Here is a 25,833-nt window from a genome sequence, read left to right on the forward strand (position 1 = left end):
GTCCCACGCGCATCCCTGGGCGCCGGGTGTCCCAGGAGGCACCATGGCGGCATGAAGCCGCTGCTGCTGATCGACGTCGACGGTCCGCTCAACCCGTACGCGGCCCTGTCCCGTGCCACCCCTCCCGCGGGCTACCTGGTCCACCGGATGCGGCCGACCGGGTGGAAGTCGGGAGTGGCGCTGCCCGTACTCCTGCGCCCCGGCCACGGTGAGGAGCTGCTGGCGCTCGCGAACCGGTACGAACTGGTCTGGGCGACCACCTGGAAGGAGGAGGCGAACGAGTGGATCGGCCCGCGCCTGGGCCTTCCCCCGCTGCCGTACATCGACTGGCCCGCCATGCACGCCGCCACGGTGGACGGGACGTACTGGAAGACGCGCCACATCGTGGACTACGCGGACGGGAGGCCGTTCGCCTGGGTCGACGACGAGATCACCGGGCTCGACTCCTCCTGGGTCGCAGCGCACCATCCGGGGCGGGCCCTGCTGCGGAGGATCGACCCCTGGGCCGGGCTGGTGCGAACGGATTTCGAGGTGCTGGCCGACTGGGCGTGAAGCGGGCACCCCGCTCCCCGTGAACCGGCGCGGACCCGGAGGCCCCGGGGTACGGCCGCTCAGGTCCAGGGAAGCGAGGCGCGGTGGCGCCAGTACGCCTCGGGCTCCTCCACCAGGGCGGCCAGCCGGTCCAGCCGGTCCGGGTCCAGGTCGAGCAGGGGCGCGTGCAGATTGGCCGCCAGCTGGGTGGCGGTGACCGCGCCGGACAGGACGACTCCCGCCCACGGCTGGTGGAGCACGAGGGCCAGGGCGACGGCGTCCGCGTCCAGTCCGGCTTCGGCGCCGATCTCCCGCACGACGGCGGGTGCCTCGGTACCGGCGAGCCGGCCGTTGGCCATGACCTCCTTGACGATCACGGTGAGCCCGGCGTCGTGCGCCTCGGCGAGTGCGGCTCCGGCGGAGGTCTCCAGGGCGTTGTAGGTGGCCTGGACGGTGCGGAAGAGGGGCTCGCCGTCCACGGTCACGGCCATGGCGGCCCTGATGGCGTCGGCCTGGCCGGGTCCGCTCGCGGAGAAGCCGACCGTCGTGCCCCCGGCGGCCAGCTCGGCGAGACGCGCGTGCAGGCCCTTGTCGCTCAGCGCCGGGCTGCCGGCGGTCACGGAGTGGACCTGGTAGAGGTCCAGCCGCTCGCCGAGCAGCGCGGCCGTCTCGGCGTGCTGGCGTTCGAAGGCGGCGACTCCGTGGTCCTTCACTTCGTGCACCTCGGCGTCGACGCGCCAGTCGCCGGTGTAGGCGTAACCCCATTTGCTGCCGACGACGACGTCCGTCACGTCGGGGCGGGCGGTCAGCCACTCGGCGAGGAACTCCTCGGCGCGCCCGTAGGACCGGGCCGTGTCGAAGTAGCGCACGCCCTGGGCGTAGGCCGCGTCCAGGAGCTCGTGGGTGCGGGCGCGCAGGGCGTCCGCGCCGCGGTCACCGGGCAGATCGCGGTCCCGGTGCGGAGTGATGTAGCCGGGCCTGCCGACGGCGGCCAGGCCGAGCCCGATGTGGGAGGTCGGGGTGGTCGCTCGGTTCAGGCGGGCGAAGGGCATCGCGGGCTCCTCTGGGTCGGTTCCGAACGCCTTCCCGTCAACGTAGCCCGCGATGCCCGGGAATCAGCCGCGTGCGGTCGCCCAGGCGTGCTGCGTCACCAGGTCGGCCTTCACCTCGGCCAGCTGGACGGCGACGGCCGAGGGGGCCGTGCCGCCGCGCCCGTTCCGGGAGGCCAGCGCACCGGGCACGTTCAGGACGGTGCGCACCTCCGGGGTGAGGTGCTCGGAGATCTTGGCGAACTGCTCGTCCGTCAGCTCGTCGAGCTCGATGCCCTGCTGTTCGCACACCTTCACGCACTCGCCGGCGACCTCGTGCGCCACCCGGAACGGGACGCCCTGCCTGACCAGCCACTCGGCGATGTCCGTGGCGAGCGAGAAGCCGGCCGGGGCCAGTTCCTCCATGCGCTCCCGGTTGACGGTGAGCGTGGCCATCATGCCGGTGAAGGCGGGGAGCAGGACCTCGAGCTGGTCGCAGGAGTCGAAGACCGGCTCCTTGTCCTCCTGCAGGTCGCGGTTGTACGCGAGCGGGAGCGCCTTCAGCGTCGCCATCAGCCCGGTCAGATTGCCGATGAGGCGGCCGGACTTGCCGCGGGCCAGCTCCGCGATGTCCGGGTTCTTCTTCTGCGGCATGATCGAGGAGCCCGTGGAGAAGGCGTCATGGAGGGTGACGAAGGAGAACTCCTTCGTGTTCCAGATGATGATCTCCTCGGCGATGCGGGAGAGGTTGACGCCGATCATCGCGGTGATGAAGGCGAACTCGGCGACGAAGTCACGGGACGCGGTGCCGTCGATGGAGTTGGCGGCGGAACCACGTTCGAAGCCCAGGTCCGCGGCGACCGCCTCGGGGTCCAGGCCGAGGGAGGACCCGGCCAGCGCGCCGGAGCCGTAGGGGGAGACGGCTGTCCGCTCGTCCCACTGGCGCAGCCGCTCCGCGTCCCGGGACAGGGACTGGACGTGCGCCAGGACGTGGTGGGCGAAGAGCACGGGCTGGGCGTGCTGGAGGTGTGTGCGGCCGGGCATGGCCACGTCGGGGTGCGCCTCGGCCAGCCCCACCAGCGCGTCCTGGAGTCCGGCGACCAGTCCGCCGATGATCCGGGCGTGGTCGCGCAGGTACATGCGGAAGAGCGTGGCGACCTGGTCGTTGCGGGACCGGCCGGCCCGCAGCTTGCCCCCGAGGTCCGGGCCGAGACGCTCCAGGAGTCCGCGCTCGAGGGCGGTGTGGACGTCCTCGTCGGCGACGGTGCCGGTGAACGAGCCGTCGGCTACGGCTGCTTCGAGTGAGTCCAGCCCGTCGGCCATGCGGGACAGCTCGTCGTCGGTGAGCAGCCCCGCCTTGTTCAGCACGCGTGCGTGAGCACGGGAGCCCGCGATGTCGTACGGCGCGAGCCGCCAGTCGAAGTGGACGGAGGCGGACAGCTTGGCCAGCGCCTCGGCGGGGCCGTCGGCGAAACGGCCGCCCCACAGGCGTACGTCGCTGTTACCGGTGCCGTTGCTCACTGCGGTGCTCCTCGGGGGGTGCAAGGGGTGTGCGTCCGCCTCACGGCGCGATCACGAATAGCATAACTATGCGGTGCACCGTATGGATTGTCAAAGCTGCTGGTCAAGTAAGGGAAATCGCGTGTACGCGCAGGGCTGCGGCCCTTTACGATCGGCTCCACGCACACGCACCTCCGGGGGGACCGCATGAGTGACGGGCAAGGACCGGCCGCACGGCTCGCCTCCGGGGTGCCGCTGCGCGAGGCCCTCGACACCGCCTCCCCGGAGGCCTGGCTCGCGCTGGACGCCGAGGTACGGATTCTGGCCTCGCGCCCCGCCAACCGGCTCCCGACGCGCAACGAGCTGCGGGGGTCCGCAGCCGGTCCGGCCTCCCCCGCCGTCGAGTCCCGTCTCGCGCTCGCCCTGTGCCACCCCAACGGCAGGGTGCGTGAGGCCGCCCTGGGACGGGCGGCCGGAGCTCCGGGGCTGCTGCCGCTCCTGGTGGTGCGATGCGCCGACTGGGCCGCACCGGTGCGCGACCGTGCCCGCGCCGTGCTCGCGGACACCGCCGGCCCGGAACTCGCCTCGGCAGCCGCTCTCGTCCTTCGCCTGTCCCGGCGGGACCGGGGCGGCTTCACCCTGGATCTGCTGGAACACGTGCTGCGTGACGGGCCGGGTCCCGTCGTCGTGGCGCTGCTCGCCGACGAGGAGCGCGCGGTGCGCCGGCTGGCCTGCCGCATCGCCGTCGGCCGCGGCCTGCTGACCCGGGCGGAGCTCGCCCGCAGGGCGGCCACCGACGACGACGGCCGCGTCCAGGTCCACTGCGCCGAGGCGGCGCTCGCCGGGGCCGGCGAGGAGGACTACGACACCGTGGTGGCGCCCCTCCTGGCCGCGCGGCCGCCCCAGGTCCGCTCCGCCGGAGTGACCGGCCTGCGCCGGACCGGACGCCACGGACAGGCGGCCGCGTTCCTCACCGACCGGTCGGCCCTCGTGCGGGCCTGCGCCCGCTACGTGCTCCGGCAGGGCGGTACCGACCCGCTCCCGCTGTACCGATCGATGTGCGCCGACCCCGCCCGGCACCCGGCCGCGGCAGCCGGGCTGGGCGAGTGCGGCTCGCGGACGGACGCCGGGACGCTGTGGCCCCTGACGGCCCACCCGCTGCCGGCGGTGCGCGCCCACGCCGTGTCGGCGTTGTGCGCGCTCGACGCGGTGCGGCCGGAGCGGATACGCCCCCTGCTCGACGACCCGTCGGCCGCCGTGGTCCGTGCCGCGGGCCGCGCCCTGCGGCCGTACGCCGCCACGCTCGACGCGGACCTGCTGCGCGCGCGGCTGACGCCGGACGTACCGCGGCCCACCCGGGTCGCGGCACTACGGCTTCTGAGGGCGCGGGAGCACGCTCACGCGCGAGGGCTGTACCCCGGCCCGTGAACCCCACGCGCGCGGCCGGACTTCGCCACGAGGGGCGACGGCTGCCGGGCCTGCGCTGCCGCCGACGCCGGCCACCACGCCCGCGACGGTCCGCGGCCTCGGCACTGGGCCGTACGGAGCAGGCGCGGTGGGGGCCGGACGCCGCGCCCCGTAGCGTCCGGAGCATGCGCAGACTCCTGGTGGCCGTGTCGGTCCTGCTGGCCCTGGCCGGTTCTCTCGCGGCGCGGCCCGCCGGTCCGCCGCCTCTTCCGGAGCGGCTGGCCGACACGGGCGGCGGTACCCAGCTGATCACCGCCGAGGCCGCCGGCACGGACTCCGTCACGGGCACGGTCACCTGGTGGGACAGGCGCGGCGGCGGTTGGGTGGAGGCGGGTTCGGCGCCCGCCCGCTTCGGGGCGAACGGCCTGGCCGAGGGAGCCACCCGCACCCAGGGCACGGACACCACGCCGACCGGGCTGTACGACCTGCCGTACGCCTTCGGCATCGAGGCCGCCCCGCCCGGGACCCGCTACCCGTACCGCCGGGTCGGCGGGGACGCGTGGTGGTGCCAGGACAACGCGTCACGGGCCTACAACCGCTGGGTGGACCCGCTGCCCTCCGACTGCCGCGCCGACGAGGCCGAGCACCTCGCGACCTACGCCGTCCAGTACGCGCGGGCACTCGTCATCGGCTTCAACTACCACCGGCCGGTGCGGGGCAGGGGTGCCGGGATCTTCCTCCACGTCGACGGGAGGGGCGCCACCGCCGGCTGCGTGTCCGTGCCGGCGTCCGCCATGGACCGGATCCTGGCCTGGGCCGACCCGGCCCGCCGTCCGCACATCGCGGTCGGGACGGCGACCGGTCGGACCGCGATCACCCGCTACTGAGGGCCGCGGTCGTTCTGCGCCAGCCGCAGCAGGTGGTCGGCCAGTGCCTGGCCGCCGTTCGGGTCACGGCTGATCAGCATCAGCGTGTCGTCCCCCGCGATCGTGCCGAGGATCGCCTGCAGCTCGGCCTGGTCGATGGCCGAGGCGAGGAACTGGGCGGCACCCGGAGGCGTACGCAGCACCACGAGGTTGGCCGACGCCTCCGCGGAGATGAGCAGCTCGGCCGAGAGCCTGCGCATCCGCTCCTCCTTGGCCGACCCTCCGAGCGGCGCCTGCGGCGTACGGAATCCGCCCTCGCTCGGCACCGCGTAGATCAGCTCGCCACCGGTGTTGCGGATCTTCACCGCCCCGAGCTCGTCCAGGTCGCGGGAGAGCGTCGCCTGGGTGACGCTCAGCCCGTCGTCGGAGAGGAGCTTGGCCAGCTGGCTCTGCGAGCGCACCGGCCGGCGGTTCAGGATGTCCACGATCCTGCGGTGGCGTGCCGTGCGGGTCTGTGGCACCGACGGCCCGCCGTGGTCGGTTTCCTGCGCCTCGGTCATCGTCGTCGCCTCATTCTCCGGATCGTCACTCCCCGGACCGTCCGTCCCGGTAAGCCGCGTCGAGAGCTCCCGGCAGAATCCGCAGGAACGCGTCCACCTCGGCGTCACCGATGATCAGCGGCGGCATGAGCCGTACGACGTCGGGGGCGGGCGCGTTCACCAGGAGTCCGGCTCCCTGAGCCGCCTGCTGCACCTTCGGTGCGAGGGGCCCGGTGAGCACGATACCCAGCAGCAGTCCGGAGCCGCGGACGTGGGAGACCAGGGGGTGCCCCAGGCCCTCGACACCGTCCCTGATCCTCTCACCGAGCCGCTTCACGGTGTCCAGGGTCCCGTCGGCCGCGAGCGTGTCCAGCACGGCGAGGCCGGCGGCGCAGGCAACCGGGTTACCCCCGAACGTCGTGCCGTGCTGCCCCGGCTTCAGCAGGTCGGCCGCGGCTCCGAACGCCACGGTGGCGCCGATCGGCAGTCCGCCGCCCAACCCCTTGGCGAGGGTCACCAGGTCGGGCTCGACACCCTGGTGGGCCTGGTGCTCGAACCAGTGGCCGCAGCGGCCGATCCCGGTCTGCACCTCGTCCAGGACGAGCAGCGTGCCGGTGGCCCGGGTGATCTCCCTGGCCGCCTCCAGATAGCCCTTCGGCGGTACGACTACGCCGTTCTCACCCTGCACGGGCTCGATGACCAGCAGCGCGGTGTCGGTCGTCACCGCTCCGCGGAGAGCCTCGACGTCGCCGTACGGCACGTGTGTGACGTCGCCCGGCAGCGGCAGGAACGGGGCGCGCTTGCCGGGCTGGCCCGTAAGGGCGAGGCTGCCCATGGTCCGGCCGTGGAAGCCGCCGTCGGTGGCGACCATGTGCGTACGCCCGGTCAGCCGGCCGATCTTGAAGGCCGCCTCGTTCGCCTCCGCGCCGGAGTTGCAGAAGAAGACCTTGCCCGTCCGCCCGAAGAGCGTCAGAAGCCGCTCGGCGAGCGCGATGGGGGGCTCGGCGGTGTAGAGGTTGGACACGTGCCCGAGGGAGGCGATCTGCGCGGAGACCGCCTCGACCACCGCGGGGTGGGCGTGGCCGAGCGCGTTGACCGCGATACCCCCGACGAAGTCGAGGTACTCGGTGCCGTCCGCGTCCCACACCCGGGCGCCGGAGCCGCGCACCAGAGGCAGCTGAGGGGTGCCGTAGTTGTCCATCAGCGCGCCTTGCCAGCGCTGTGCGAACTCCTCGTTGCCGGTCATGACTCCCCCTTCGCGTCGTGGTCCGTGGCGGGTGCGGTGTCGGGCACGACCATCGTGCCGATTCCCTCGTCGGTGAAGATCTCCAGCAGGATCGAGTGCTGGACCCTGCCGTCGATGACGCGGGCGGTCTCGACACCGTTGCGTACGGCGTGCAGGCAGCCCTGCATCTTGGGCACCATGCCGCTGGAGAGGTCGGGCAGCAGCTTCTCCAGCTCGGTGGCCGTGAGCCGGCTGATGACGTCGTCGCTGTTCGGCCAGTCCTCGTAGAGGCCTTCGACGTCGGTGAGGACCATCAGCGTCTCGGCGTTCAGCGCGGCGGCGAGTGCGGCGGCCGCCGTGTCGGCGTTGACGTTGTAGACGTGGTTGTCCTCGGCGGAGCGGGCGATGGAGGAGATGACGGGGATCCGGCCGTCGTCGAGCAGCGCCTGGATCGCTCCGGTGTCGATGCCGGTGATCTCGCCGACACGGCCGATGTCGACGGCTTCGCCGTCGATCACGGGGCGGTGCTGGGTGGCGGTGATCGTGTGGGCGTCCTCACCGGTCATACCGACGGCGAGAGGTCCGTGCTGGTTGAGCAGCCCGACGAGCTCACGCTGGACCTGCCCGGCCAGCACCATGCGTACGACGTCCATCGCCTCGGGCGTGGTGACGCGCAGCCCGGCCTTGAACTCGCTGACCAGACCCTGTTTGTCGAGCTGGGCGCTGATCTGCGGGCCACCGCCGTGCACCACGACCGGCTTGAGACCGGCGTGCCGCAGGAAGACGACGTCCTGGGCGAAGGCGGCCTTCAGCTCCTCGTCGACCATGGCGTTGCCGCCGAACTTGATGACGACGGTCTTTCCGTTGTGGCGGGTGAGCCAGGGCAGCGCCTCGATGAGGATCTGTGCCTTGGGCAGCGCGGTGTGCTTCCTCGCGGCGCTCATGAGCTGTACGCGCTGTTCTCGTGGACGTACTCGGCGGTCAGGTCGTTGGCCCAGATGACGGCGGACTCGTCTCCCGCCGCGAGGTCCGCGGTGATCCTGACCTCCCGGTAGCGCATGTCCACCAGGTCCCGGTCCTCGCCGACGCTGCCGTTCCTGCACACCCAGACGTCGTTGATGGCGACGTTCAGCCGGTCCGGCTCGAAGACGGCCCTCGTGGTGCCGATCGCGGAGAGCACGCGGCCCCAGTTGGGGTCCTCGCCGTGGATGGCGCACTTGAGGAGGTTGTTGCGGGCGATGCTCCGGCCGACCTCGACGGCGTCGTCCTCGGTCGCCGCGTTGATCACCTCGATCCGGATGTCCTTGGACGCGCCCTCGGCGTCCCCGATCAGCTGCCGGGCGAGGTCGGCGCAGACGCTCTGCACGGCACGGTCGAAGTCGGCCGGCTCAGGGGTGATTCCGCTCGCCCCCGAGGCGAGCAGCAGCACGGTGTCGTTCGTCGACATGCAGCCGTCGGAGTCGACACGGTCGAAGGTGGTGCGGGTGGCGGCGCGCAGCGCGGCGTCGAGCGCGGGGCCTTCGACGTCGGCGTCGGTGGTCAGGACGACCAGCATGGTGGCGAGACCGGGGGCGAGCATGCCCGCGCCCTTGGCCATGCCGCCGACGGTCCAGCCCTCGCCGCCCGCGACCGCGGTCTTGTGGACCGTGTCGGTGGTCTTGATCGCGATGGCGGCCTTCTCGCCGCCGTGTTCACTGAGCGCCTTCGCGGCCTGCTCGATGCCGGGCAGCAGCTTGTCCATGGGCAGCAGCAGGCCGATCAGACCGGTCGAGGCGACCGCGATCTCGCCTGCGCTGTGCCCGCTGAGGACCTCTGCGGCCTTCTCCGCGGTGGCGTGGGTGTCCTGGAAGCCCTGCGGCCCCGTGCAGGCGTTGGCCCCACCGGAGTTGAGGACGACGGCGGTCACTTCGCCCCCCTTGAGCACCTGTTCCGACCAGAGGACGGGGGCCGCCTTGACGCGGTTGGAGGTGAAGACGCCCGCGGCGGCGCGGCGGGGCCCGTTGTTGACCACGAGGGCCAGATCGGGATTGCCGCTCTCCTTGATTCCGGCGGCGATGCCCGCCGCCGTGAACCCCTTGGCTGCCGTGACGCTCACTGGATCTCCTCGTTCGCTTCTCCGCCCGCGCGGCGCGGCGGCGCGGTTCTCGCCGTTGTCAGCAGCCCGGCGGCTGCGCGTGCATCGCTCACGGTGCGACTCCGATCGTGGAGAGTCCCGTTTCCTCGGGCAGGCCGAGGGCGATGTTCATGCTCTGCAGGGCGCCTCCGGCGGTGCCCTTGGCGAGGTTGTCGATGGCGCTGATCACGATGATCCGGTCCGCCCCCTCGTCGTGGGCGACCTGGATCTGCACCGCGTTGGATCCGTACACGGCCGCGGTGGCGGGCCACTGCCCCTCGGGCAGCAGGTCGACGAACGGCTCGTCGGCGAAGGCCTTCTCGTACACGGCGCGGAGCGACCCGGCGCTCACCCCGGGCCTGGCCTTCGCGCTGCAGGTGGCGAGGATGCCGCGGGGCATGGGAGCGAGGGTCGGTGTGAAGGACACCGAGACGGGCTCACCGGCGGCGGCACCGAGGTTCTGCATCATCTCGGGGGTGTGCCGGTGGGTCCCCCCGACGCCGTACGGGGACATGTTGCCCATCACCTCGGAGCCGAGCAGGTGCGGCTTGGCCGCCTTGCCCGCGCCGGAGGTCCCGGACGCCGCGACGACGACGGCCTCCGGTTCGGCGAGACCGGCGGCGTACGCCGGGAAGAGCGCGAGGGAGACGGCCGTCGGGTAACAGCCCGGCACGGCGATCCGCTTGGACCCCTCCAGCGCCGCGCGGGCCCCGGGCAGTTCCGGCAGGCCGTAGGGCCAGGTGCCGGCGTGCGGCGAGCCGTAGAACCTCTCCCAGTCGGCGGGGTCCCGCAGCCGGAAGTCGGCGCCCATGTCGACGACCAGCACCTCGTCACCGAGCTGACCGGCCACGGCGGCGGACTGCCCGTGCGGCAGGGCCAGGAAGACGACGTCGTGTCCGCTGAGCACCTCTGCCGTGGTCGGCTCCAGGACGCGGTCAGCGAGCGGCCTCAGGTGCGGTTGCAGCGCGCCGAGCCGCTCCCCGGCGTTGGAGTGGCCGGTGAGGGCCCCGATCTCGACCTGTGGGTGGGTGAGGAGCAGGCGGAGCAGCTCCCCGCCGGCGTAACCGCTCGCTCCCGCCACTGCCGCACGTACCACCATCGGAATTCCTCCTCATCGATGGCATGACTATACGCACCAATGCAGTTTTATGCAAAGATCACTCCCGGCCGTCCCACCGCCGTCCTGTGACTGAGCGTCTCGGTCGGCCCCTGGGCCCCGTGCTCGGCCCGGCTGAGCGTGACGGCCGGCCCGGGCCGCTCCCGGGTGCCGCTCCGCCGGTCCGGTCGGGTGCGGTGTCATGGGTCTTCTCGTTAGCCCACAGCGCGGCCGATGAGTTCGTGGCACCCGGCCGGTCCAAGCTCGTGACACCCAGGAGCCCAGGAAAGGACACCACCATGTCGGAGCTTCTCGTCGACTTCATCACCTCCCTCGACGGCCACGCGTCGGGAGAGGGGTGGCCCGGGTTCTGGGGCCTCGAGGGACCGGAGTACCTCGCGTGGCTCGGTGAGCAGCCCGGGGCCACCTACCTGATGGGGGCGAACACCTACCGTCTCATGTCGGGCTTCGCCGCAGGCGAGGTCCCCGATGGCCAGGACGAGTTCAGGCCCGAGGAGGAGGCGTCCGTCGACGAGCTCACACAAGCGTCCAAGGTGGTGTTCTCCTCCTCACTCGAGGAGCCGCTGACGTGGGCCAACTCCACGCTCGTCCGCGACGACGCCGTCGAGGCGGTCCGCGCCATGAAGTCGAGCGGCTCGGGGCTCCTCAGCACGATCGGCAGCCTCAGCCTGTGCCGGTCCCTGCTGCGAGCCGGACTCGTCGACCGCTTCCGCGTCGTGATGTTCCCGGTGATCACCGGGGCCACGGGCGAGGAACGCGTCTACGACGGTTATCCGGACGTCGCCCTGGAGATGATCGGGCACCGCACCTTCGACGGCCGCATCCAGCTGGTCGAGTACACGCCCCGCGTGCTCGAGCACCCGCCGCTCCGCGTCCCCGCGTGACGCCGCCGCTGGACGCTTACCCGGGCAGGGCCTCGCGAGCTGAGCGCTCCGCATGGCCGGCCGGGGCGGCTGAGGCACTCGGTCACGCGTGCCCGGCGAGGCGGGTCGTGCGGAACTCCGGTTACATGACCTGAGTGCCCACCGGGTACGGCGGACAGGCGGAAAAGCGAGGTGGACGGCCGTGGGCGACATCGTCGACGTGATCGACCGCGTGCACCGGCAGGTCGGCACGCGCCGGGTGGCGTCGGGCGAGGCGGGCACGGTGCTGTTGCGGCGCACCTTCGAGGCCGGAACGGACGATGTCTGGGGTGCGCTGACCTCACCGGAGCGCGTCGCCCGCTGGTTCTTCCCGGTGGCCGGTGACCTCCGGGAAGGCGGGAGCTACCGGTTGGAGGGGAACGCCGACGGCGAGATCCTCGAGTGCGTGCCCCCGGAGCGGCTGCGCGTGTCCTGGCTGTCCGGTCCCGGCACCGGCTTCGGTGAGGTCGAGGTCCGCCTGGCGCCGGAGGGTGCCGGACGGACGGTGTTCGAGCTGGAGCACGCGGCCGTGGTCCCGGAGGAGTTCCGGAGCCGGTACGGGCCCGGAGCGGTCGGAATCGGCTGGGACCTGGCGCTCCTGGGGCTCGGATGGCACCTCGCCGGCGGAGGGCTCAGCCCGGAGGACGCCGCGCAGTGGCAGCTCTCGTCCGAGGCGAAGGCCTTCGTGGCACGCTCGGGCGAGGAGTGGGGACGGGCGTTCGCCGCATCCGGAGCGGACCCGGAGACCGTGACCGCGACGACGGTGGCGGCGGTCGCGGCCTACATCGGGGAGTAGCCCGCACCCGTCACGGTGCTGCCCGGTCCCGTCCCCCACGCACGGCCGCCGCACCGCCCCGATCCATCGACCACCGCCCGTACGGCCGGGTGCCGGTGGCGATGCCCGGCGCCGAGAAGCCGGCAGCCGCTGCCCGGCCGTGGGCCGGGCAGCCCCGGCGGACACCTCAGTCGCGGTCGGCCTGCTCGGAGCGGGCCGCGTTGCGCTCCTTGATGCGTGCCGCTTCCTCGCGGACCTCGGCCTGGGTGGCGCGTTCCTTCAGCAGCCACTCGGGGCTGTCCTGCTTCAGTGCGTCGATCTGCTCGGTGGTGAGGGGCTCCGTGACCCCGCCGCGCGCGAGACCGGCGATGGAGACACCCAGCTTCGAGGCGACCACCGGCCGCGGGTGCGGGCCGTTGCGCCGCAGGTCCTGCAGCCACTGGGGCGGGTCGGACTGCAGCGCGTTCAGCTCGGCGCGCGAGACGACGCCCTCCTGGAACTCGGCGGGGGTGGCTTCGAGGTACACACCCAGCTTCTTCGCCGCGGTGGCGGCCTTCATCGTCTGGGTGGTCTGGTGCGACGTCATGGTGTCCAGGGTATCGAGCGTGTGCGCCGCCTCCGACCACGGCCGGTAACCTGGCGGAGTGACAGGCTCGGAAGTACCCCCCGCGTTCCGGCTCGCCTACGTCCCGGGCGTGACCCCCACCAAGTGGGTCCGGATCTGGAACGAGCGGCTGCCCGGCACTCCTCTGACCCTCGTCGGCGTGCCCGCCGCGGAGGCCGCCGGCCTCCTGCGCGACGGCGGAGCGGACGCCGGTTTCGTGCGGCTGCCCGTCGACCGCACGGACCTCAGCGCCATCCCCCTGTACACGGAGACGACCGTGGTCGTCCTCCCGAAGGACCACGCGGCGACGGCCGTCGAGGAGCTGTCCACCGGGGACCTCGCCGAGGAGATCGTGCTGCACCCCCTCGACGACACCCTCGGCTGGGAGCGTCCGCCGGGGAGGCCCGCCTACGAACGGCCCGCCACGACCGAGGACGCCGTCGAACTGGTGGCGGCGGGGGTGGGCCTGCTGGTCGTCCCGCAGTCGCTGGCCCGGCTGAACCACCGCAAGGACCTCACCTACCGGCCACTGGCCGGTGCCCCCGAGTCGCGGATCGCGCTGTCCTGGCCGGAGGAGAAGACCACGGACCTGGTGGAGGAGTTCATCGGGATCGTCCGCGGGCGGACCGTCAACAGCACCCGTGGCCGCCCGCCGACACCGCCGCAGCCCAAGGCCGGACGGACGGACAAGAAGGGCGGCACCCCGCGCAAGCCCGCGGCGGGCAAGAGCTCCCGGGGCGGCTCCGCCGGCGCCCAGCAGTCCAGAGGCGCCGCCAAGAACCCCAAGGGCGGCGCCGCCAAGCGTGGCAAGCCCCGCCGCCGGCCGTAGCGGACGCCCCCTGCCCGTCGTCTCGGGAGCTACCCGCGGGCGGGCTCCCGGACGAGGCGCCGACCGCACAGCTCGGCCCCCGCTCCGGTTCCCGAGTCGGCCCGGTACCGAAGGAAACTCGGTACCGCAGACGGCCGGGGCCGGAGCGACGAGACGCGTCCGCCGATGCGGGCCCGCGCGACCGGTCCCGGGCCGCGGCCGGCGCGTACCGGCCGGAGCCGGCGCGCCCGGCCGGCTGGAGACGACGGCTCACAGAGCTCCGTAGACCGCGTCGATCAGCGCCATCTTGCGCGGGTCGTCGGCGATGTTCGGGCCCATCCTGTTCATGACGTAGCCGAGCGAGATCCCGGCCTCCGGGTCGGCGAGACCGCAGGAGCCGCCCGCGCCGTCGTGCCCGACGGCGCGCGGGTTCGGGCCGTACGAGGCGTTCGGGCCGCTCAGCCACAGACCCAGACCCAGCTCGGTCTCGTGGGTGAAGCCCGCTCCCAGCACCAGGTCACGGCAGCTCCCCTGACCCTCACGGACCCGCTCGGCCGCTTCCTCGGACAGGACCCGGCGTCCGTCGAGGGTGCCCCGCCCGGCGAGGATGCCGTAGAGGGAGGCGACCGCGCGGGCGGTGCCGTGGCCGTTGGCGGCGGGAATCTCGGCGGCACGCCATTCGGGGGTGTTGGCGGCTGCCGTGCCCGTGCCCGGGTTGAGCAGGGAGGCGACCGCCATCGGCTCCATGGCGGCGAAGAGCGCGGCCTGTGCGCGGGAGACGGCCTTCGGCTGGACGAGCTCGGCGACCCGGCCGGCGTCCTTCTCCGGGAGGCCCACGGTGAAGTCGATGCCGAGCGGCCCGGTGATCTCCTGCCGCAGGAACTCCCCGGGCAGCAGCCCCGTGATCCGGCGGACGACCTCGCCGACGAGGAAGCCGTACGAGATCGCGTGGTAGCCGGAGCGGGTGCCCGGCTCCCACCAGGGCTCGGTGGCGGCGAGCCGGGCCGTGGTCAGCTCCCAGTCGTACAGCTCGGCCAGGGTGTGCGGATCACGCAGACCCACGACCCCCGAGCGGTGCGACAGCAGGTGGCGTACGCGCACGGAACCCTTGCCGGCCGCGGCGAACTCGGGCCAGTACGCGGCCACCGGGGCGTCCAGGTCCAGGAGACCGCGGTCGACGAGGACGTGGGCGCAGAGCGCGGTCGGGCCCTTCGTCGTGGACCACACGTTGACCACGGTGTCCCGCTCCCACGGGCGGGTCCGTCCACCGTCGGCCCAGCCTCCCCAGAGGTCCACCGCCGGACGGCCGTCGACCAGCACGGTGACCGCCGCGCCCAGTTCGTCGCGCTCGGCGAAGTTCGCCGCGAACGCGTCGCGCACCGCAGTGAACCGGTCGTCACAGTGGCCTTGGATCTGCGGCACGGAAGACTCTCCTCGTCGTAGGTGCCACGCACCATACCGACTGGTCGGACTGGCGGGAAGACGCTGTACGGCGGGTTGTTCCCGGTGTGCGGTCAGGGCCGGCGCGTGAGCGCTTCCAGGCTGAGGCTCCAGCGGCCGGGCAGTCCGGTGATCGTCACGGCGGAGAGCGGGCGGACGTCGATGTTCCAGTACGTCGCCGGCGGGGCGTTGATGGCGTACACCAGAGCCGCGCGGACGACGGCGGGCTCGGCGACGGCGACGAGCGCGCCGTCGCGGAGGGGACGGGTGTCGAGCCAGCCTCCCACCCGGGATATGAAGGCGAGCAGGGATTCGCCGCCGTGCGGGGCGGAGCGCGGATCCGCCAGCCAGGCGTCGACACCGGCCGGCTCTCCGGCCGCCACCTCGGAAAGGGTCAGGCCCCGCCACCGGCCCATGTCGCAGTCGCGCAGCGCGGGCTGGACGAGAGGGGCGAAGCCGAGGGCGTCGCCCGTGGCACGGCTGCGCGGGGTGGGCGAGCAGTAGCGCAGTTCGGCGGCGCCGAGGTGCACCAGCGTGTGGGCGGCGAGCTGGACCTCGCGCCAGCCGGCGTGGTCCAGCGGCCGGTCGTCGTCGAAACGCTCGGAGAGGAGGGCGGAGCTGCGTGCTGCGGCGACCAGGGACACCCGAACACTCATGCGCGCGATCGTGGGGCCCGGCGACGCGCCGGTCAAGAGGGCGGTCGCGGGGCCGCCGCCCGCGCCTCAGCCGATCTGGAGGGCCATCCACATCTCCGGTTCGGCGAGCGGGGTGAACCCGAGCTTCGCGTACACACCGTGGGCGTCCTTGGTGGCCAGCAGGAACCTGCGTACGCCGAGGGGGGCCAGCTCGTCCCGGACGGCGGTGACGAGCCGGGTGCCGAGGCCCTGGCCGCGGGCCTCGCGGTCGACGTACACGTCGCATATCCACGCGAAGGACGCGCGGTCGGTGACCACCCGCGCGTAGGCGGCCTGTTCACCCGAGGCCGGGTCGTAGGCGCCGAAGTTGAGGGAGCCCGCGATCATCAGGTCCTGTTGCTCGCGGGTGCGGCCGAGAGCCCAGTAGGCGTCCGTGGACAGCCAGTGGTGGATACGGGCGGCGTCCAGCCGGGAGGGGTCGTCGGAGATCTCGTGGCGCCGCACGGAGGTGTCGTCGTTCATCCCGGGAGGCTATCGCCCGGCATCCCCAGCTCGTCCACGGCGATGCGCAGCCTGCGCACCCCCTCGGCGATCTCGGCGGGTCCCGACACGGCGGCGAAGCTCAACCGGACGTGTCCGGCGGGGGGTTCGGCGCAGTGGTACGGGCGGCCGGGCGCGACCGCGACGCCGGCCCGCAGCGCGGCGGAGACCAGGGCGGGCTCGCCCGCCACCGGGCCCGGGAGCCGGAGCCAGATACTGCCTCCGCCGGACGGCACGTGCGGGAGGGCGAGTTCGGGCAGCCGTTCGCGCACCGCTGCCGTCGTCGCGGTGCGACGGCTGCCGAGTTCGGCGGCCACGGTACGCAGGTGACGCTCCCAGGACGGGGAGCCCACAAGTTCGAGGGCGGCCTCCTGGACCGGGCGCGGCACGAAGAAGCTGTCGACGACCTGGATGGCGCGCAGCCGCTCCAGGACGGGGCCACGGGCGGCCAGCGCGCCCACGCGGAGACTGGGCGACGTGATCTTGGTGAGGGAGCGCACGTGCACGACGACACCGTCCGGGTCGTGGGCCGCGAGCGGTTCGGGCAGCGGGCCCGCGTCCGCGTGCGCGAGGCGGCGGGCGAAGTCGTCCTCGACGACGAAGGCGCCCGCGGCCCGGGCGGCCCGCACGATCCGCTCGCGCCGCTCCGGCGCGAGTATCACGCCGGTGGGGTTCTGGAAGAGCGGCTGGCAGACGAACACGCGGGCCCCGGTGGCGCCGAAGGCGGCCTCCAGCAGATCGGGGCGCACCCCGTCGGCGTCCATCGGCACGGGGACGGGTCGCAGGCCGGTGGCGCGGGCGGCTGCCAGCATGCCCGGGTAGGTGGGGGATTCGACGAGGACGGGGGCTCCCGGCGGGGCGAGCGCCCGCAGCGCGGTGGCGAGGGCGCTCTGCCCTCCCGCCGTGATCAGGACGTCGGATTCCGTGAGGGTTCCGCCGATCTCCCGGGCGAACCAGGCGCGCAGCTCGGCCAGCCCGTCGGTGGGCGGCCTGCCCCAGGCCCCCGGCCGGCGTCCCGCCCGGGCCAGGGCGGCGGCCAGCGCCCGTTCGGGCTGGAGCCCGGGGTGGAGGTAGCCGCCGTTGAACTCGATGACCCCGGGCGGGGGCGCGGCGAGCGTGACGAGGACGCCGGAGGCATCGACGGTCCGCGGCACGACCTCGGGCCCGGCGTCCCCGCTGAGTGACACCTCCTGCCAGGAGGTGTCACCCGGGGCGGGCACGGCGGCGCGGACCTCGGCCCGGAAGGCCCCTGAGCCGGGCCGGGTGACGACCAGCCCCTCGGCGGCGAGGTGCGCCACGGCGCGCGAGACGGTCACCGGACTGACCTTGAACCGCTCGACAAGGGCCCGGCTCGACGGCAGCTTCTCACCAGGCGAGTAGCGGTTGAGCTCACTCTTCAGGCAAGTGACCAGTCCGGACACACTGCTACGCTCATGCATGACAGCAGAGAATAGCGCTACATCCACAATGACGATAGCGGTGAGGGCCGACCGACCGGCCTCGCGACGGGGCCCCGGCAGCGGAGTCGTGCTCGCCGGGCTCGGTGTCCTCGCCTTCTCCCTGACCTTCCCCTCGACGGTGTGGGGGCTGGAGAGCTTCGGCCCCTGGTCCCTGGTGGCGCTGCGCAGCGTGCTCGCCGCACTGATCGCGGGGTGCGCCCTGCTGGCCGGACGGGTCCCGGTGCCCGAGCGCCGCCACTGGGCCGGTCTCGCGGTCGTGGCGGGCGGGGTCGTCGTGGGCTTCCCTCTGCTGACCTCGCTGGCCCTGCAGACCTCCACGAGCTCGCACGCGGCCGTCGTGGTGGGGCTGCTGCCGCTGACGACCGCGCTCCTTGCGGCCCTGCGCACCGGCTCGCGCCCGCCGCGCGCGTTCTGGGCCGCGGCCCTCGCCGGAGCGGCGGTGGTGATCGCGTTCACGGTCCAGCAGAGCGGCGGGGAGCTCTCCGTGAGCGATCTCTATCTGTTCGGGGCGCTGCTGGTCTGCGCGGCGGGATACACCGAGGGCGGCAGGCTGGCCGGGGTGATGCCCGGCTGGCAGGTGATCGGCTGGGCCCTCGTGCTCTCCCTGCCGCTCGCGGTGGCCGGAGCGGCCGTGGCCCTGCCGTTCGAGCCGGTGCGCCTCACGGTGCACGGGGTCGTGGGGCTGGTCTGGGTCGCCGCCGGGTCGACGTTCCTCGGGCTGTACGTCTGGTACCGGGGCATGGCGGAGATCGGGGTTCCCCGTGCGAGCCAGCTCCAGCTGGCGCAGCCGCTGCTCACTCTGGTCTGGTCGTTCCTCGCTCTCGGCGAGGAGGTGTCCGCCGCCACGCCGGTTGCGGCGGTGGCCGTCCTGGTGTGCATCGCCGTCACCCAGCGCGCGGGAGGCCGGGGGGCGCGCGGCACGGAGGCCGGCAAGCCGGTCCGGTCATAGACTTGTCGACATGGACCGCCACCCGTGAGGAGGTCACTCCCGATGGAGGCACACACCGGCGACCGGCTGCTGACGCACGGCAGGACCGTGGGGCAGCACGACCGGGTCGCAGAGATCATCGAGGTACTCGGCGACGGGGGCGGCCCCCCGTACCGTCTGCGCTTCGAGGACGGGCACGAATCGATCAGGTCCCCGGGCCCCGACAGCGTCGTCCAGCACACCGCCCCGGAGGACCGGAAGCGGTAGAGCGCGCGTGCGCCGGGGGCACGAGTGGTTCCCGGCGCACGCGTCCGTCCGGGCGGTGCTGCCCGGACAGTGCTGCCAGGACAGCGCCCGGCCGGGGTCCGGGCAGCACTGTCATGGCGACGTGACCGGAGCGGGCGGTGGGCCCGGCGGCCGGGAGGACGCCACGGCGCACGACCCCTCACCGCCGCCGGTCCGCCCGGTTCAGCGCGGGGTGCGTGCCCGGGCCTGGTAGTGGTCCGCCACCACCCGCGCCATCGCCCCGATGCGGTCGGTCTTCACGTGCTTGGCGGAGAAGTAGACGTGACCCCCCACCTCCGGATATCCGGCGGCGAGATCGAGGTGCCGGGAGAGTTCGGCCGGATCCTGCCAGGCCGCCGGCTGGGCCGGGTCGCCGGCCTTGTAGAGGGCCTCCCCGGCATAGAGGCCGACCCCGGTGCCCCGGACCGTTTCGGCCCACCACGGCAGCAGCTTCGCGTAGTCGGCGGCGGAGAAGCCGATGTTCCAGTAGATCTGCGGGCAGATGTAGTCGATCCAGCCCTCCTTCACCCATTTGCGGGTGTCGGCGTGCAGGTCGTCGTAGGTCTGGACGCCGGCCGCGGTGTCGGAGCCCAGCGGATCCGTCTTGGCGTTGCGCCACACCGCGAAGGGGCTGATGCCGAACCGCACGCCGCTCCTGACCTCCTTGATCCGTTCGGAGGTCTCGCGCACCAGCCGGTCGGTGTTGTCGCGCCGCCAGGCCGCCCTGTCGGCGAAGTCCTGGCCGTACCGCTCGTAGGCGGCGTCGTCGTCGAAGACCTGGCCGGCCACGGGGTAGGGGTAGAAGTAGTCGTCCCAGTGCACCGCGTCGACTGCGTAGCGGCTGACCGCGTCCAGCATCGCGTCCTGGACGAACTTCCTGACCTCGGGCAGCCCCGGGTTGTAGTAGAGCTTGCCGCCGTAGGGCAGCACCCAGTCCGGGTGCACCCGGGCGGGGTGGGTGGCGACGAGACGGGAGGGGTCGGTGTGGTTCGCGACCCGGTAGGGGTTGAACCAGGCGTGCAGCTCCAGCCCCCGGGCGTGCGCCTCGCGCACCGCCGTACCCAGCGGGTCCCATCCCGGATCCTTTCCCTGCACGCCGGTGAGGCACTGGGCCCAGGGCTCGTACGACGAGGGCCACAGGGCGTCGGCGCTCGGCCTGACCTGGAGGACCACGGCGTTCAGCCGCAGCTCCACCGCGCGGTCCAGATGGGCGATCAGCTCCGCCTCCTGGGCGGCGGCGCTCAGGCCCGGCGCCGACGGCCAGTCCAGGTTGGCGACCGTGGCGATCCACACGCCGCGCAGCTCGGCCTCTCCCGCGCGACGGCCCCGGCGCCGTGGGAATTCCGGCCGCCGCGCCGCGACGGCATCACCCGCTGTCATGAGCGCGGCCACCACACTCGCCGCGCCCAGTACCCATGACCTCCGGCCCATACGACGCATCTGTGCACCTTTCGTCTTGCTGTTCCCGTGTGTCACGCCGGCAGCGCGTGACGCAGATCATGCCCGCCACCGGACCGCCCGACCCGCGGCTCACCGGGAGGGAATCGCGGAGTAACGTCGTGGGGTCGAGGCGGGCACCGGAATCAAACGGGAACTGCCGCACGAGATCAGCGAAAGGCACGAGGTGACGGACTCTATGGCCGACATTGCACGCGTCGGAGTGGTGGGCTGTGGCCAGATGGGCGCAGGCATCGCGGAGGTGTGCGCCCGCAGCGGCCTCGATGTCATGGTGGCCGAGACCACCGGCGAGGCCTTGGAGATAGGGCGTACCCGGCTTCAGAACTCCCTCTCGAAGGCCGCCGAACGCGGCAAGATCACTGCGGAGGAGCGCGACGAGACCCTCGGCCGCCTCAGCTTCACCACCGACCTCGGTGAGTTCGCAGACCGCGATCTGGTGATCGAGGCCGTCGTGGAGAACGAGCAGGTCAAGACGGAGATCTTCCAGGTGCTCGATCAGGTGGTGACCCGGCCGGACGCCATTCTCGCCTCGAACACCTCGTCCATCCCGCTGGTGAAGCTGGCCGTGGCCACCTCCCGGCCGGACCAGGTCATCGGCATCCACTTCTTCAACCCGGCCCCCGTGCAGCGGCTCGTCGAGCTGATCCCCGCGCTGACGACCTCGGACGAGACCATAAAGCGCGCCGAAGCCGTCGTGCAGAACGTGCTCGACAAGCACGCGATCCGCGCGCAGGACCGCTCGGGCTTCGTCGTCAACGCCCTGCTGATCCCGTACCTGCTCTCGGCGATCCGGATGTTCGAGTCGGGCATCGCCAGCCGGGAGGACATCGACAACGGCATGGAGATGGGCTGCGCCCACCCGATGGGGCCGCTCAAGCTCGCCGACCTGATCGGCCTGGACACCGTGGCCTCGGTCGCCGACTCGATGTACGCCGAGTACAAGGAGCCCCTGTACGCCGCTCCCCCGCTGCTCCAGCGGATGGTCGACGCGGGCCGGCTCGGCCGCAAGACGGGGTCGGGGTTCTACCCGTACGACTGACCGCCCGCCCCCGGGCCCGGCGCTCACCCCGCCGGGCTCGCCGGGGCACGTCACCCGAGGTCAGGGCCGTGGGCGGCTCATCGACGGCAGGCCGTGGAGGTGGAGCAGCGGCAGCACCTCGCTGATCTTCGGGGACTTCCGGCACCACGGAGCCAGGTTTTCGGGGAGAACCGGCTGCCGTTCACCCGTCGTCTCGTCGACCCGCTTGTCGTTCACCCGCGGGGCGGCCACCTCGACCGGCCCAGCAGCCGTGGTCAGGGTCCGCGGCCGGTGGCGGCCGTTGCAAACCTCCAGTCGATGTCCGGCCTCGTCACGCTGCCCCGAGCTCGGCCATGTACTGGTCCACCTCCGCCTCCGCCTCCGCCTCCGAGGCTGCGGCCGGCATCCGCCGAGCACCCTCGCGGACGATCTCGTCGATCGGAACGGGCCTCTGCGGTGCCGTGTTCGCTGAGCACGGGAGCGCCTGCCCGACCCGCGTCCGCAGCGCGGGCCTACTCGGTGACTCGACGGACGCTCACACGGGAAGGTGCGCCTGTCGCGCGTTCTCCGGAGACAATCCACAGTCCTGGGCGTTGTCCGCGCAGGTGCGCCTCGGCATCGGGTACCCAGGGGGTGCTCTTCGCGGGATCAGCGCGACGCCGGCCTTCACGACGGGACGAGATCGAACGTGAAGACCGACGTGATGCTTGCCCGGAGGAATCACCATCAAGATCCAGATGAGTTTCCTCGGCTCGCGGATGGTCCTCCGGACCACATGGCTCAGCTGACGGTGACGAGGCGCTGCACAGACAGGCTGCGTGAGGAGCGGCCGGCGTGGACGGTGTAGGAGCCGGGGGTGAGTTTCCAGGCGCCGGCAGTCCACACGGACAGGTCGCGGGCGGTAACGCTGAAGGTGACCCGGGTGCTTGCACCTCGGGCGAGCGTGACCTTGCGGAAGCCGATCAGTCGCCGTGGCTCGGCCTGGGCGGCGGCAGGCAGGGCCGCGTAGAGCTGCACGACTTCGGTGCCTTCGCGGGAACCGGAGTTGGTGAGGGTGACGGCTGCTGTCAGTGTCTTGGTCGCTGTGTCGAAGGACGTCTCCAGGGAGCCGAGGTTGAAGGTGGTGTAGGACAGGCCGTGTCCGAAGGGGAACAGCGGACTCTGGTTCTTCGCGTCGTAGTAGCGATAGCCGACCAGGTGACCCTCGCCGTGAGAGACCGTGGGGCCATTGCCCGGGTAGGTGGCCTCCGTGGCCCCGGGACCCTGGGACGCCGTGACGGGGAAGGTGACCGGAAGACGGCCTGAAGGGTCCGCGTCGCCGAAGAGGACGGCTGCCAGTGCGGTGCCCGTGGCGCGTCCGGCGTACCAGAGCTGGACGACCGCTTCGACATCGTTGATCCACGGCATGGCGACGGGGCCGTCGGTGTTCAGGACGACGATGGTGCGGGAGTTGGCTGCTGCGACGTCGGCGATGAGCTTGTTCTGGTCGCCCGGCAGGTCGAGGGAGCCGTGATCCATGTCCTCGCCCGCGACCCGGTTGACGATGACGACGGCGGCGTCGCTGGTCCGTGCTGCGGCGACCGCGGCGGGTATGAGGGACTTCGGCTGCCAGCCGAGGGTGAGGCCGCAGGTGCCGGTGTCGGCGGTGCTGTTGCTGTACTCGACGCTGATGCTCACCGCCTTGCCCGCCGTGAGGTCGACGGTGCCCTGGAGCGGGTAGTCGTACGGCCCGAGGAAGAACCGGCGGCTGTGTCGGGTGCCGGAGACGACCGTCCTGCCGTTGATGACGAGCTTGGTGGTGCCTGCCGGCAGCAACGAGAAACGGTGCGGGCCCGTGTCGGTCGGCGTGAGGGTGCCGCTCCAGCGGGCCGACCACACGGCGGGCAGACCGGCCACGGGCGCACTGGTGAAGTCGATACCGGCGCTGACCTGTGTGGCGACCGGAGTGCCGGACGGTTGGGCCGAGGCGTAGAAGCTGCCGGTCAGCCCCGCCGCGCCGGAGGCTGTGCGCAGCACTGTCGCCGGGACGGCGGTGAGGGGGATGTCTCCGACAGTTCCCTGACGGTAGGTGACGGCGACCCCGGTACCGGCCCGGTCCTTGATGGCCGCCAGCGGAGTGGTCCAGGTGCCGGGGTTCACGTAGGTGGAGCCGGACACTCCCGTCAGAGCGGTGTTCTCGGCCGGGCCGATCACGGCGAGCGACTTGATGGCGGAGGTCAGCGGGAGGGCTTGGCTGCGGTTGGTGAGCAGGACCGTGGAGTTGACGGCGAGGTCGTGGGCGAGGTCCTTGTGTGCCTGGGTACTGACGTTCGCGGCGGGCGCCGGGACGGGGTGGTCGAACAGGCCGTTGACATACATGGTGTGGAGGATGCGCAGGGCGGCGTCGTCCAGGCGGGTGGTGGGGACGCTGCCGTCGGTGAGGCCGCCGACAGGTATCTTCACGCCTCCGGGGCCAAGTCCGCCGAGGTCCATGCCTGCCTTGACGGCTCCCACGGGATTGTCACCGGCCCAGAAGTCGGGGACGGTGTAGCCCTCCAGACCGATGGTCTTCTTGAGGTCGTCGAACAGTGCGGGGCTCTGAGTGGCGAACGTTCCATTGATCTTGGGGTAGGCCATCATCACCGAGGTGACGGGCACGGCGTCGATGATGCGTTCGAAGGCCGCGTGGTAGATCTCGTGCAGTGCCCGGTCGGAGATCTGCGCGTCGACGAAGAAGCGGTTGACTTCCTGGGTGTAGGCGCTGAAGTGCTTGACGGTGGCGACGGCGTGCTGTTCCTGGATGCGCCGGGTGAGCGCCGCGCCGAGGGTGCCGGAGAGGAGCGGGTCCTCCCCCATGCTTTCGGCCTGCCGGCCGAAGTGCCACGTGCGGGCGGTGTCGACGGTGGGGCCCAGAAGGTTGTTGTAACCCTTGGCGCGTCCCTCGGCTCCCAGCGCCTGGCCGAGCCGGCCGGCGAGGACGGCATCGAATGTCGCGGCCTGCGCGAGCGGGACGGGGAAGGCCGTGACGCCGGTCTCCCCGCGCAGGCCGGCTGAGGCTTCCACCATGGTCAGGGCAGGTATGCCCAGAGAACTCAGTGCTGCGAAGTCGCAGCGGACGAGGGCCTCCTTCTGTGCTGCGGTCATCCTGGCCAGGAGGGCGACGGCCCTGCTGTCGGGGGCGGCTCCCGCGGTGCGGCGGGGCGCTGCGGCGGCCGGGGCGATGCCGGAAGCCAGAGCGGTGAGGACGGCGGCTGAGAGAAATGTACGACGGTTCATGGCGGCTCTTCCATGAGGAATCGGGGCAGGACAGAACAGCGCCTTGGTCGGCGCGAGCAGCGTGACGCCGCACCTTGCGGGGATGAGGGGTTGCTCACTGGCGCGCGCCGCCTGGGCGCGGCGCCTGCGGCCTATCCCTCCTGGTAGGCCTCATCGAGGGCGGCAAGGACGCCGTCGATGTCAGTGCGCCCGGAGAACAGCTTCTGGATCTGGATGAAGTGCTCTTGCTGGACCTGGGGGTTGGGCCACAGCTGGTCCATGAACGGCACGGTGGTGCCGGCCTTCTGGTGTGCGACCAGTTCCGTGAGAACGGGGTCGGCCGTGAAGCGGTCGCTGGGGATGGCAGGCAGAGTGCCGCTGTCCTGGTTGTAGAGGTTCTGGCCGGTGTCGGACCCGAGGAACGCGGCGAACTTCATGGCCAGCTCCTTGTCGTCACTCTCGGCGTTGACTCCGTAGGCGGCTGACACGGCGCCGGGCATGTGGGTCTGTGCCGCGTCGTTGCTCGCGGGCAGGGCGAACATGGCCAGTCGTAGTTCCGGCGCTGTCGCGGTGATGGCCGAGGTGCTGCTGGCGACTTGTACGACGCCCACCGCCCTGCCCTCGGCAACGTCCTGGATGGACGTCTCGTAGCTCGTTCCCGAGGGATCGCTGGTGAAGCAGCCCCGCTCATCGAGCTCGACGTACTTCTCCAACGCCTTCCTCCAGCCGGAGTCGGCGAAGGTGGCCCGGCCACCACCCATCTCGGTCGCGAACTCGGGATGACCGGCGTAGACAGTGGTGGCGGCCAACGCGTAATCGACGAGCTGGGTCACCCACGGCGTCTCGATGCCGAGCGCGAACAGCACCTTGCCGCCGGCCTTCGCCTTGTCGCACAGCTGCAGCAACTCGTCCCACGTCTCCGGGGTGGTGCCGCCGATGTCACGCATGGCCTTCTTGCTGTAGATCGCACCGATACCGCTGTAGTTGGCCGGCACGGCATAGGTGGCGCCGCCGACCCGGGTCACCCACTTGGTGTCCTCCGGGACTTCGCGCGCGAACTCCAGACCGGACAGATCGGCGAGTCGGCCTGCGGACTCCAGCGTCCGCACAGCGGCGGGATTGCCGTAGCCGGGCCAGACAGTGAAGATGTCAGGCGCCGTGCCTGAGGACAGTCGGGCGGGGAGGGTGCTCTGGAGCTGGTCGGTGTCGGCATAGGTCACCGCGACCTTCACCTGCGGGTTCTCCCGCTCGAAGGCCGCCACGACAGTCTTCATGGCTGAGCGGTCGGTGATATTGGCGGTGATCTCGAGGGTGCCGTCGTCGGTGGCTGCCGAGCCGGACCCACCGCAAGCGCTCAGGCTCATGGCGAGGCTCGTGACCATGACGGTGGCCCGGACGCGGCGGGAGGTTCTCATAGCAG

General features: G+C 72.2%; 24 protein-coding genes and 1 pseudogene. 9 read left to right on the forward strand and 16 right to left on the reverse strand.

The window, feature by feature from the left end; all coding sequences use genetic code 11:
* The first annotated feature begins 51 nt into the window (after positions 1 to 51).
* Positions 52 to 552, forward strand: coding sequence for a hypothetical protein (locus ACHFIV_RS20370; RefSeq protein WP_398970847.1), 501 nt, complete (start codon positions 52 to 54; stop codon positions 550 to 552).
* 59 nt (positions 553 to 611) lie between these two features.
* Here the strand turns inward: ACHFIV_RS20370 and ACHFIV_RS20375 are convergent, their stop codons facing one another.
* Together ACHFIV_RS20375 and argH are read right to left on the reverse strand one after the other, a co-directional pair.
* Positions 612 to 1,583, reverse strand: a complete 972-nt coding sequence (locus ACHFIV_RS20375; protein WP_398970850.1) for an aldo/keto reductase — start codon at positions 1,581 to 1,583, stop codon at positions 612 to 614.
* A gap of 63 nt (positions 1,584 to 1,646) precedes the next feature.
* The gene (gene argH, locus ACHFIV_RS20380; RefSeq protein ID WP_398970853.1) at positions 1,647 to 3,080 is read right to left on the reverse strand and encodes an argininosuccinate lyase; all 1,434 of its coding nucleotides are present in this window, start codon (positions 3,078 to 3,080) and stop codon (positions 1,647 to 1,649) included.
* 186 nt (positions 3,081 to 3,266) lie between these two features.
* On the opposite strand from argH, the gene ACHFIV_RS20385 reads away from it, so the two are divergent.
* Together ACHFIV_RS20385 and ACHFIV_RS20390 are read left to right on the forward strand one after the other, a co-directional pair.
* Positions 3,267 to 4,487, forward strand: a complete 1,221-nt coding sequence (locus tag ACHFIV_RS20385) for a hypothetical protein (RefSeq protein ID WP_398970856.1) — start codon at positions 3,267 to 3,269, stop codon at positions 4,485 to 4,487.
* Positions 4,488 to 4,651: 164 nt separating this feature from the next.
* Positions 4,652 to 5,353: a L,D-transpeptidase gene (locus ACHFIV_RS20390; RefSeq protein WP_398970859.1), complete on the forward strand. Its 702-nt coding sequence runs from the start codon at positions 4,652 to 4,654 to the stop codon at positions 5,351 to 5,353.
* Here the strand turns inward: ACHFIV_RS20390 and ACHFIV_RS20395 are convergent.
* From ACHFIV_RS20395 to argC, 5 genes are all read right to left on the reverse strand, one after another.
* Positions 5,347 to 5,892, reverse strand: a complete 546-nt coding sequence (locus ACHFIV_RS20395) for an arginine repressor (protein ID WP_398970862.1) — start codon at positions 5,890 to 5,892, stop codon at positions 5,347 to 5,349. The two genes, ACHFIV_RS20390 and ACHFIV_RS20395, sit on opposite strands and share 7 nt — an antisense overlap.
* A 25-nt stretch (positions 5,893 to 5,917) precedes the next feature.
* The gene (locus tag ACHFIV_RS20400; protein WP_398970863.1) at positions 5,918 to 7,117 is read right to left on the reverse strand and encodes an acetylornithine transaminase; all 1,200 of its coding nucleotides are present in this window, start codon (positions 7,115 to 7,117) and stop codon (positions 5,918 to 5,920) included.
* Positions 7,114 to 8,040: an acetylglutamate kinase gene (gene argB / locus ACHFIV_RS20405; RefSeq protein ID WP_398970866.1), complete on the reverse strand. Its 927-nt coding sequence runs from the start codon at positions 8,038 to 8,040 to the stop codon at positions 7,114 to 7,116. The genes ACHFIV_RS20400 and argB overlap by 4 nt, the downstream gene beginning before the upstream one ends.
* A complete protein-coding gene (argJ, locus tag ACHFIV_RS20410; RefSeq protein ID WP_398970869.1) occupies positions 8,037 to 9,191 on the reverse strand; it encodes a bifunctional glutamate N-acetyltransferase/amino-acid acetyltransferase ArgJ in 1,155 nt (384 codons plus the stop codon). Before argJ ends, argB begins: the two co-directional genes overlap by 4 nt.
* A gap of 88 nt (positions 9,192 to 9,279) precedes the next feature.
* Entirely contained in the window at positions 9,280 to 10,308 is a 1,029-nt protein-coding gene (gene argC, locus ACHFIV_RS20415; protein WP_398970872.1) for an N-acetyl-gamma-glutamyl-phosphate reductase, read from the reverse strand.
* Positions 10,309 to 10,604: 296 nt separating this feature from the next.
* On the opposite strand from argC, the gene ACHFIV_RS20420 reads away from it, so the two are divergent.
* Together ACHFIV_RS20420 and ACHFIV_RS20425 are read left to right on the forward strand one after the other, a co-directional pair.
* Positions 10,605 to 11,210, forward strand: coding sequence for a dihydrofolate reductase family protein (locus ACHFIV_RS20420; protein ID WP_398970874.1), 606 nt, complete (start codon positions 10,605 to 10,607; stop codon positions 11,208 to 11,210).
* A gap of 181 nt (positions 11,211 to 11,391) precedes the next feature.
* Positions 11,392 to 12,024 carry an SRPBCC family protein gene (locus tag ACHFIV_RS20425; RefSeq protein WP_398970877.1) on the forward strand — a complete coding sequence of 211 codons (633 nt, stop codon included), beginning with the start codon at positions 11,392 to 11,394 and terminating at the stop codon, positions 12,022 to 12,024.
* A 166-nt stretch (positions 12,025 to 12,190) separates the two neighbouring features.
* On the opposite strand, the gene ACHFIV_RS20430 is transcribed toward ACHFIV_RS20425, so the two are convergent.
* Positions 12,191 to 12,589, reverse strand: coding sequence for a DUF5997 family protein (locus ACHFIV_RS20430; protein ID WP_398970880.1), 399 nt, complete (start codon positions 12,587 to 12,589; stop codon positions 12,191 to 12,193).
* Positions 12,590 to 12,647: 58 nt separating this feature from the next.
* Here ACHFIV_RS20430 and ACHFIV_RS20435 point away from each other — a divergent pair, with 58 nt between their 5' ends.
* Positions 12,648 to 13,436: a LysR family substrate-binding domain-containing protein gene (locus ACHFIV_RS20435; protein ID WP_398970883.1), complete on the forward strand. Its 789-nt coding sequence runs from the start codon at positions 12,648 to 12,650 to the stop codon at positions 13,434 to 13,436.
* Between the two features lie 249 nt (positions 13,437 to 13,685).
* On the opposite strand, the gene ACHFIV_RS20440 is transcribed toward ACHFIV_RS20435, so the two are convergent.
* The 4 genes from ACHFIV_RS20440 to ACHFIV_RS20455 all read right to left on the reverse strand — a co-directional run bounded on the left by ACHFIV_RS20440 (position 13,686) and on the right by ACHFIV_RS20455 (position 17,469).
* On the reverse strand, positions 13,686 to 14,837 hold the full coding sequence (locus ACHFIV_RS20440) for a serine hydrolase domain-containing protein (RefSeq protein ID WP_398970886.1): 1,152 nt from the start codon (positions 14,835 to 14,837) through the stop codon (positions 13,686 to 13,688).
* A gap of 92 nt (positions 14,838 to 14,929) precedes the next feature.
* Complete coding sequence (locus tag ACHFIV_RS20445; RefSeq protein ID WP_398970888.1) at positions 14,930 to 15,511, reverse strand: histidine phosphatase family protein; 582 nt, start codon at positions 15,509 to 15,511, stop codon at positions 14,930 to 14,932.
* Positions 15,512 to 15,577: 66 nt separating this feature from the next.
* The gene (locus tag ACHFIV_RS20450) at positions 15,578 to 16,012 is read right to left on the reverse strand and encodes a GNAT family N-acetyltransferase (RefSeq protein WP_398970891.1); all 435 of its coding nucleotides are present in this window, start codon (positions 16,010 to 16,012) and stop codon (positions 15,578 to 15,580) included.
* Complete coding sequence (locus ACHFIV_RS20455) at positions 16,009 to 17,469, reverse strand: PLP-dependent aminotransferase family protein (RefSeq protein ID WP_398970894.1); 1,461 nt, start codon at positions 17,467 to 17,469, stop codon at positions 16,009 to 16,011. The genes ACHFIV_RS20450 and ACHFIV_RS20455 overlap by 4 nt, the downstream gene beginning before the upstream one ends.
* Between ACHFIV_RS20455 and ACHFIV_RS20460 the strand changes: the two genes are divergently transcribed.
* Both ACHFIV_RS20460 and ACHFIV_RS20465 read left to right on the forward strand, forming a co-directional pair.
* Positions 17,468 to 18,439, forward strand: coding sequence for a DMT family transporter (locus tag ACHFIV_RS20460; RefSeq protein WP_398970896.1), 972 nt, complete (start codon positions 17,468 to 17,470; stop codon positions 18,437 to 18,439). The two genes, ACHFIV_RS20455 and ACHFIV_RS20460, sit on opposite strands and share 2 nt — an antisense overlap.
* Positions 18,440 to 18,481: 42 nt before the next feature.
* Positions 18,482 to 18,685 (forward strand): DUF1918 domain-containing protein, encoded by a 204-nt coding sequence (locus tag ACHFIV_RS20465; protein ID WP_391772792.1) that lies wholly within the window; start codon positions 18,482 to 18,484, stop codon positions 18,683 to 18,685.
* Between the two features lie 201 nt (positions 18,686 to 18,886).
* On the opposite strand, the gene ACHFIV_RS20470 is transcribed toward ACHFIV_RS20465, so the two are convergent.
* Positions 18,887 to 20,143: a glycoside hydrolase family 10 protein gene (locus ACHFIV_RS20470; protein WP_398970901.1), complete on the reverse strand. Its 1,257-nt coding sequence runs from the start codon at positions 20,141 to 20,143 to the stop codon at positions 18,887 to 18,889.
* Between the two features lie 196 nt (positions 20,144 to 20,339).
* Here ACHFIV_RS20470 and ACHFIV_RS20475 point away from each other — a divergent pair, with 196 nt between their 5' ends.
* Complete coding sequence (locus ACHFIV_RS20475; protein ID WP_398970904.1) at positions 20,340 to 21,200, forward strand: 3-hydroxybutyryl-CoA dehydrogenase; 861 nt, start codon at positions 20,340 to 20,342, stop codon at positions 21,198 to 21,200.
* 87 nt (positions 21,201 to 21,287) lie between these two features.
* Here the strand turns inward: ACHFIV_RS20475 and ACHFIV_RS20480 are convergent.
* The 3 genes and pseudogenes from ACHFIV_RS20480 to ACHFIV_RS20490 all read right to left on the reverse strand — a co-directional run.
* Positions 21,288 to 21,618 (reverse strand): annotated as a pseudogene (locus tag ACHFIV_RS20480) (IS256 family transposase); the annotation flags it as partial.
* Between the two features lie 341 nt (positions 21,619 to 21,959).
* Positions 21,960 to 24,434, reverse strand: a complete 2,475-nt coding sequence (locus tag ACHFIV_RS20485) for a glycoside hydrolase family 3 protein (RefSeq protein ID WP_398970907.1) — start codon at positions 24,432 to 24,434, stop codon at positions 21,960 to 21,962.
* A gap of 131 nt (positions 24,435 to 24,565) precedes the next feature.
* Positions 24,566 to 25,828, reverse strand: a complete 1,263-nt coding sequence (locus ACHFIV_RS20490) for an ABC transporter substrate-binding protein (RefSeq protein ID WP_398970910.1) — start codon at positions 25,826 to 25,828, stop codon at positions 24,566 to 24,568.
* Positions 25,829 to 25,833 lie beyond the last annotated feature (5 nt).

The organism is Streptomyces sp. ALB3 (assembly GCF_044385685.1).
Classification (GTDB): Bacteria; Actinomycetota; Actinomycetes; order Streptomycetales; family Streptomycetaceae; genus Streptomyces.

Bases quoted from the DNA above. Each gene is read 5' to 3' on its own strand.
- ACHFIV_RS20385 (WP_398970856.1), top strand. From the start codon at position 3,267: ATGAGTGACGGGCAAGGACCGGCCGCACGGCTCGCCTCCGGGGTGCCG.
- ACHFIV_RS20445 (WP_398970888.1), bottom strand. From the start codon at position 15,511: ATGAGTGTTCGGGTGTCCCTGGTCGCCGCAGCACGCAGCTCCGCCCTC.
- ACHFIV_RS20400 (WP_398970863.1), bottom strand. From the start codon at position 7,117: ATGACCGGCAACGAGGAGTTCGCACAGCGCTGGCAAGGCGCGCTGATG.
- argC (WP_398970872.1), bottom strand. From the start codon at position 10,308: ATGGTGGTACGTGCGGCAGTGGCGGGAGCGAGCGGTTACGCCGGCGGG.
- ACHFIV_RS20430 (WP_398970880.1), bottom strand. From the start codon at position 12,589: ATGACGTCGCACCAGACCACCCAGACGATGAAGGCCGCCACCGCGGCG.
- ACHFIV_RS20370 (WP_398970847.1), top strand. From the start codon at position 52: ATGAAGCCGCTGCTGCTGATCGACGTCGACGGTCCGCTCAACCCGTAC.
- ACHFIV_RS20395 (WP_398970862.1), bottom strand. From the start codon at position 5,892: ATGACCGAGGCGCAGGAAACCGACCACGGCGGGCCGTCGGTGCCACAG.
- ACHFIV_RS20455 (WP_398970894.1), bottom strand. From the start codon at position 17,469: ATGCATGAGCGTAGCAGTGTGTCCGGACTGGTCACTTGCCTGAAGAGT.
- ACHFIV_RS20470 (WP_398970901.1), bottom strand. From the start codon at position 20,143: ATGCGTCGTATGGGCCGGAGGTCATGGGTACTGGGCGCGGCGAGTGTG.
- ACHFIV_RS20485 (WP_398970907.1), bottom strand. From the start codon at position 24,434: ATGAACCGTCGTACATTTCTCTCAGCCGCCGTCCTCACCGCTCTGGCT.
- ACHFIV_RS20490 (WP_398970910.1), bottom strand. From the start codon at position 25,828: ATGAGAACCTCCCGCCGCGTCCGGGCCACCGTCATGGTCACGAGCCTC.
- ACHFIV_RS20375 (WP_398970850.1), bottom strand. From the start codon at position 1,583: ATGCCCTTCGCCCGCCTGAACCGAGCGACCACCCCGACCTCCCACATC.
- ACHFIV_RS20420 (WP_398970874.1), top strand. From the start codon at position 10,605: ATGTCGGAGCTTCTCGTCGACTTCATCACCTCCCTCGACGGCCACGCG.
- ACHFIV_RS20475 (WP_398970904.1), top strand. From the start codon at position 20,340: ATGGCCGACATTGCACGCGTCGGAGTGGTGGGCTGTGGCCAGATGGGC.
- ACHFIV_RS20460 (WP_398970896.1), top strand. From the start codon at position 17,468: ATGACAGCAGAGAATAGCGCTACATCCACAATGACGATAGCGGTGAGG.
- argB (WP_398970866.1), bottom strand. From the start codon at position 8,040: ATGAGCGCCGCGAGGAAGCACACCGCGCTGCCCAAGGCACAGATCCTC.
- ACHFIV_RS20465 (WP_391772792.1), top strand. From the start codon at position 18,482: ATGGAGGCACACACCGGCGACCGGCTGCTGACGCACGGCAGGACCGTG.
- ACHFIV_RS20450 (WP_398970891.1), bottom strand. From the start codon at position 16,012: ATGAACGACGACACCTCCGTGCGGCGCCACGAGATCTCCGACGACCCC.
- ACHFIV_RS20390 (WP_398970859.1), top strand. From the start codon at position 4,652: ATGCGCAGACTCCTGGTGGCCGTGTCGGTCCTGCTGGCCCTGGCCGGT.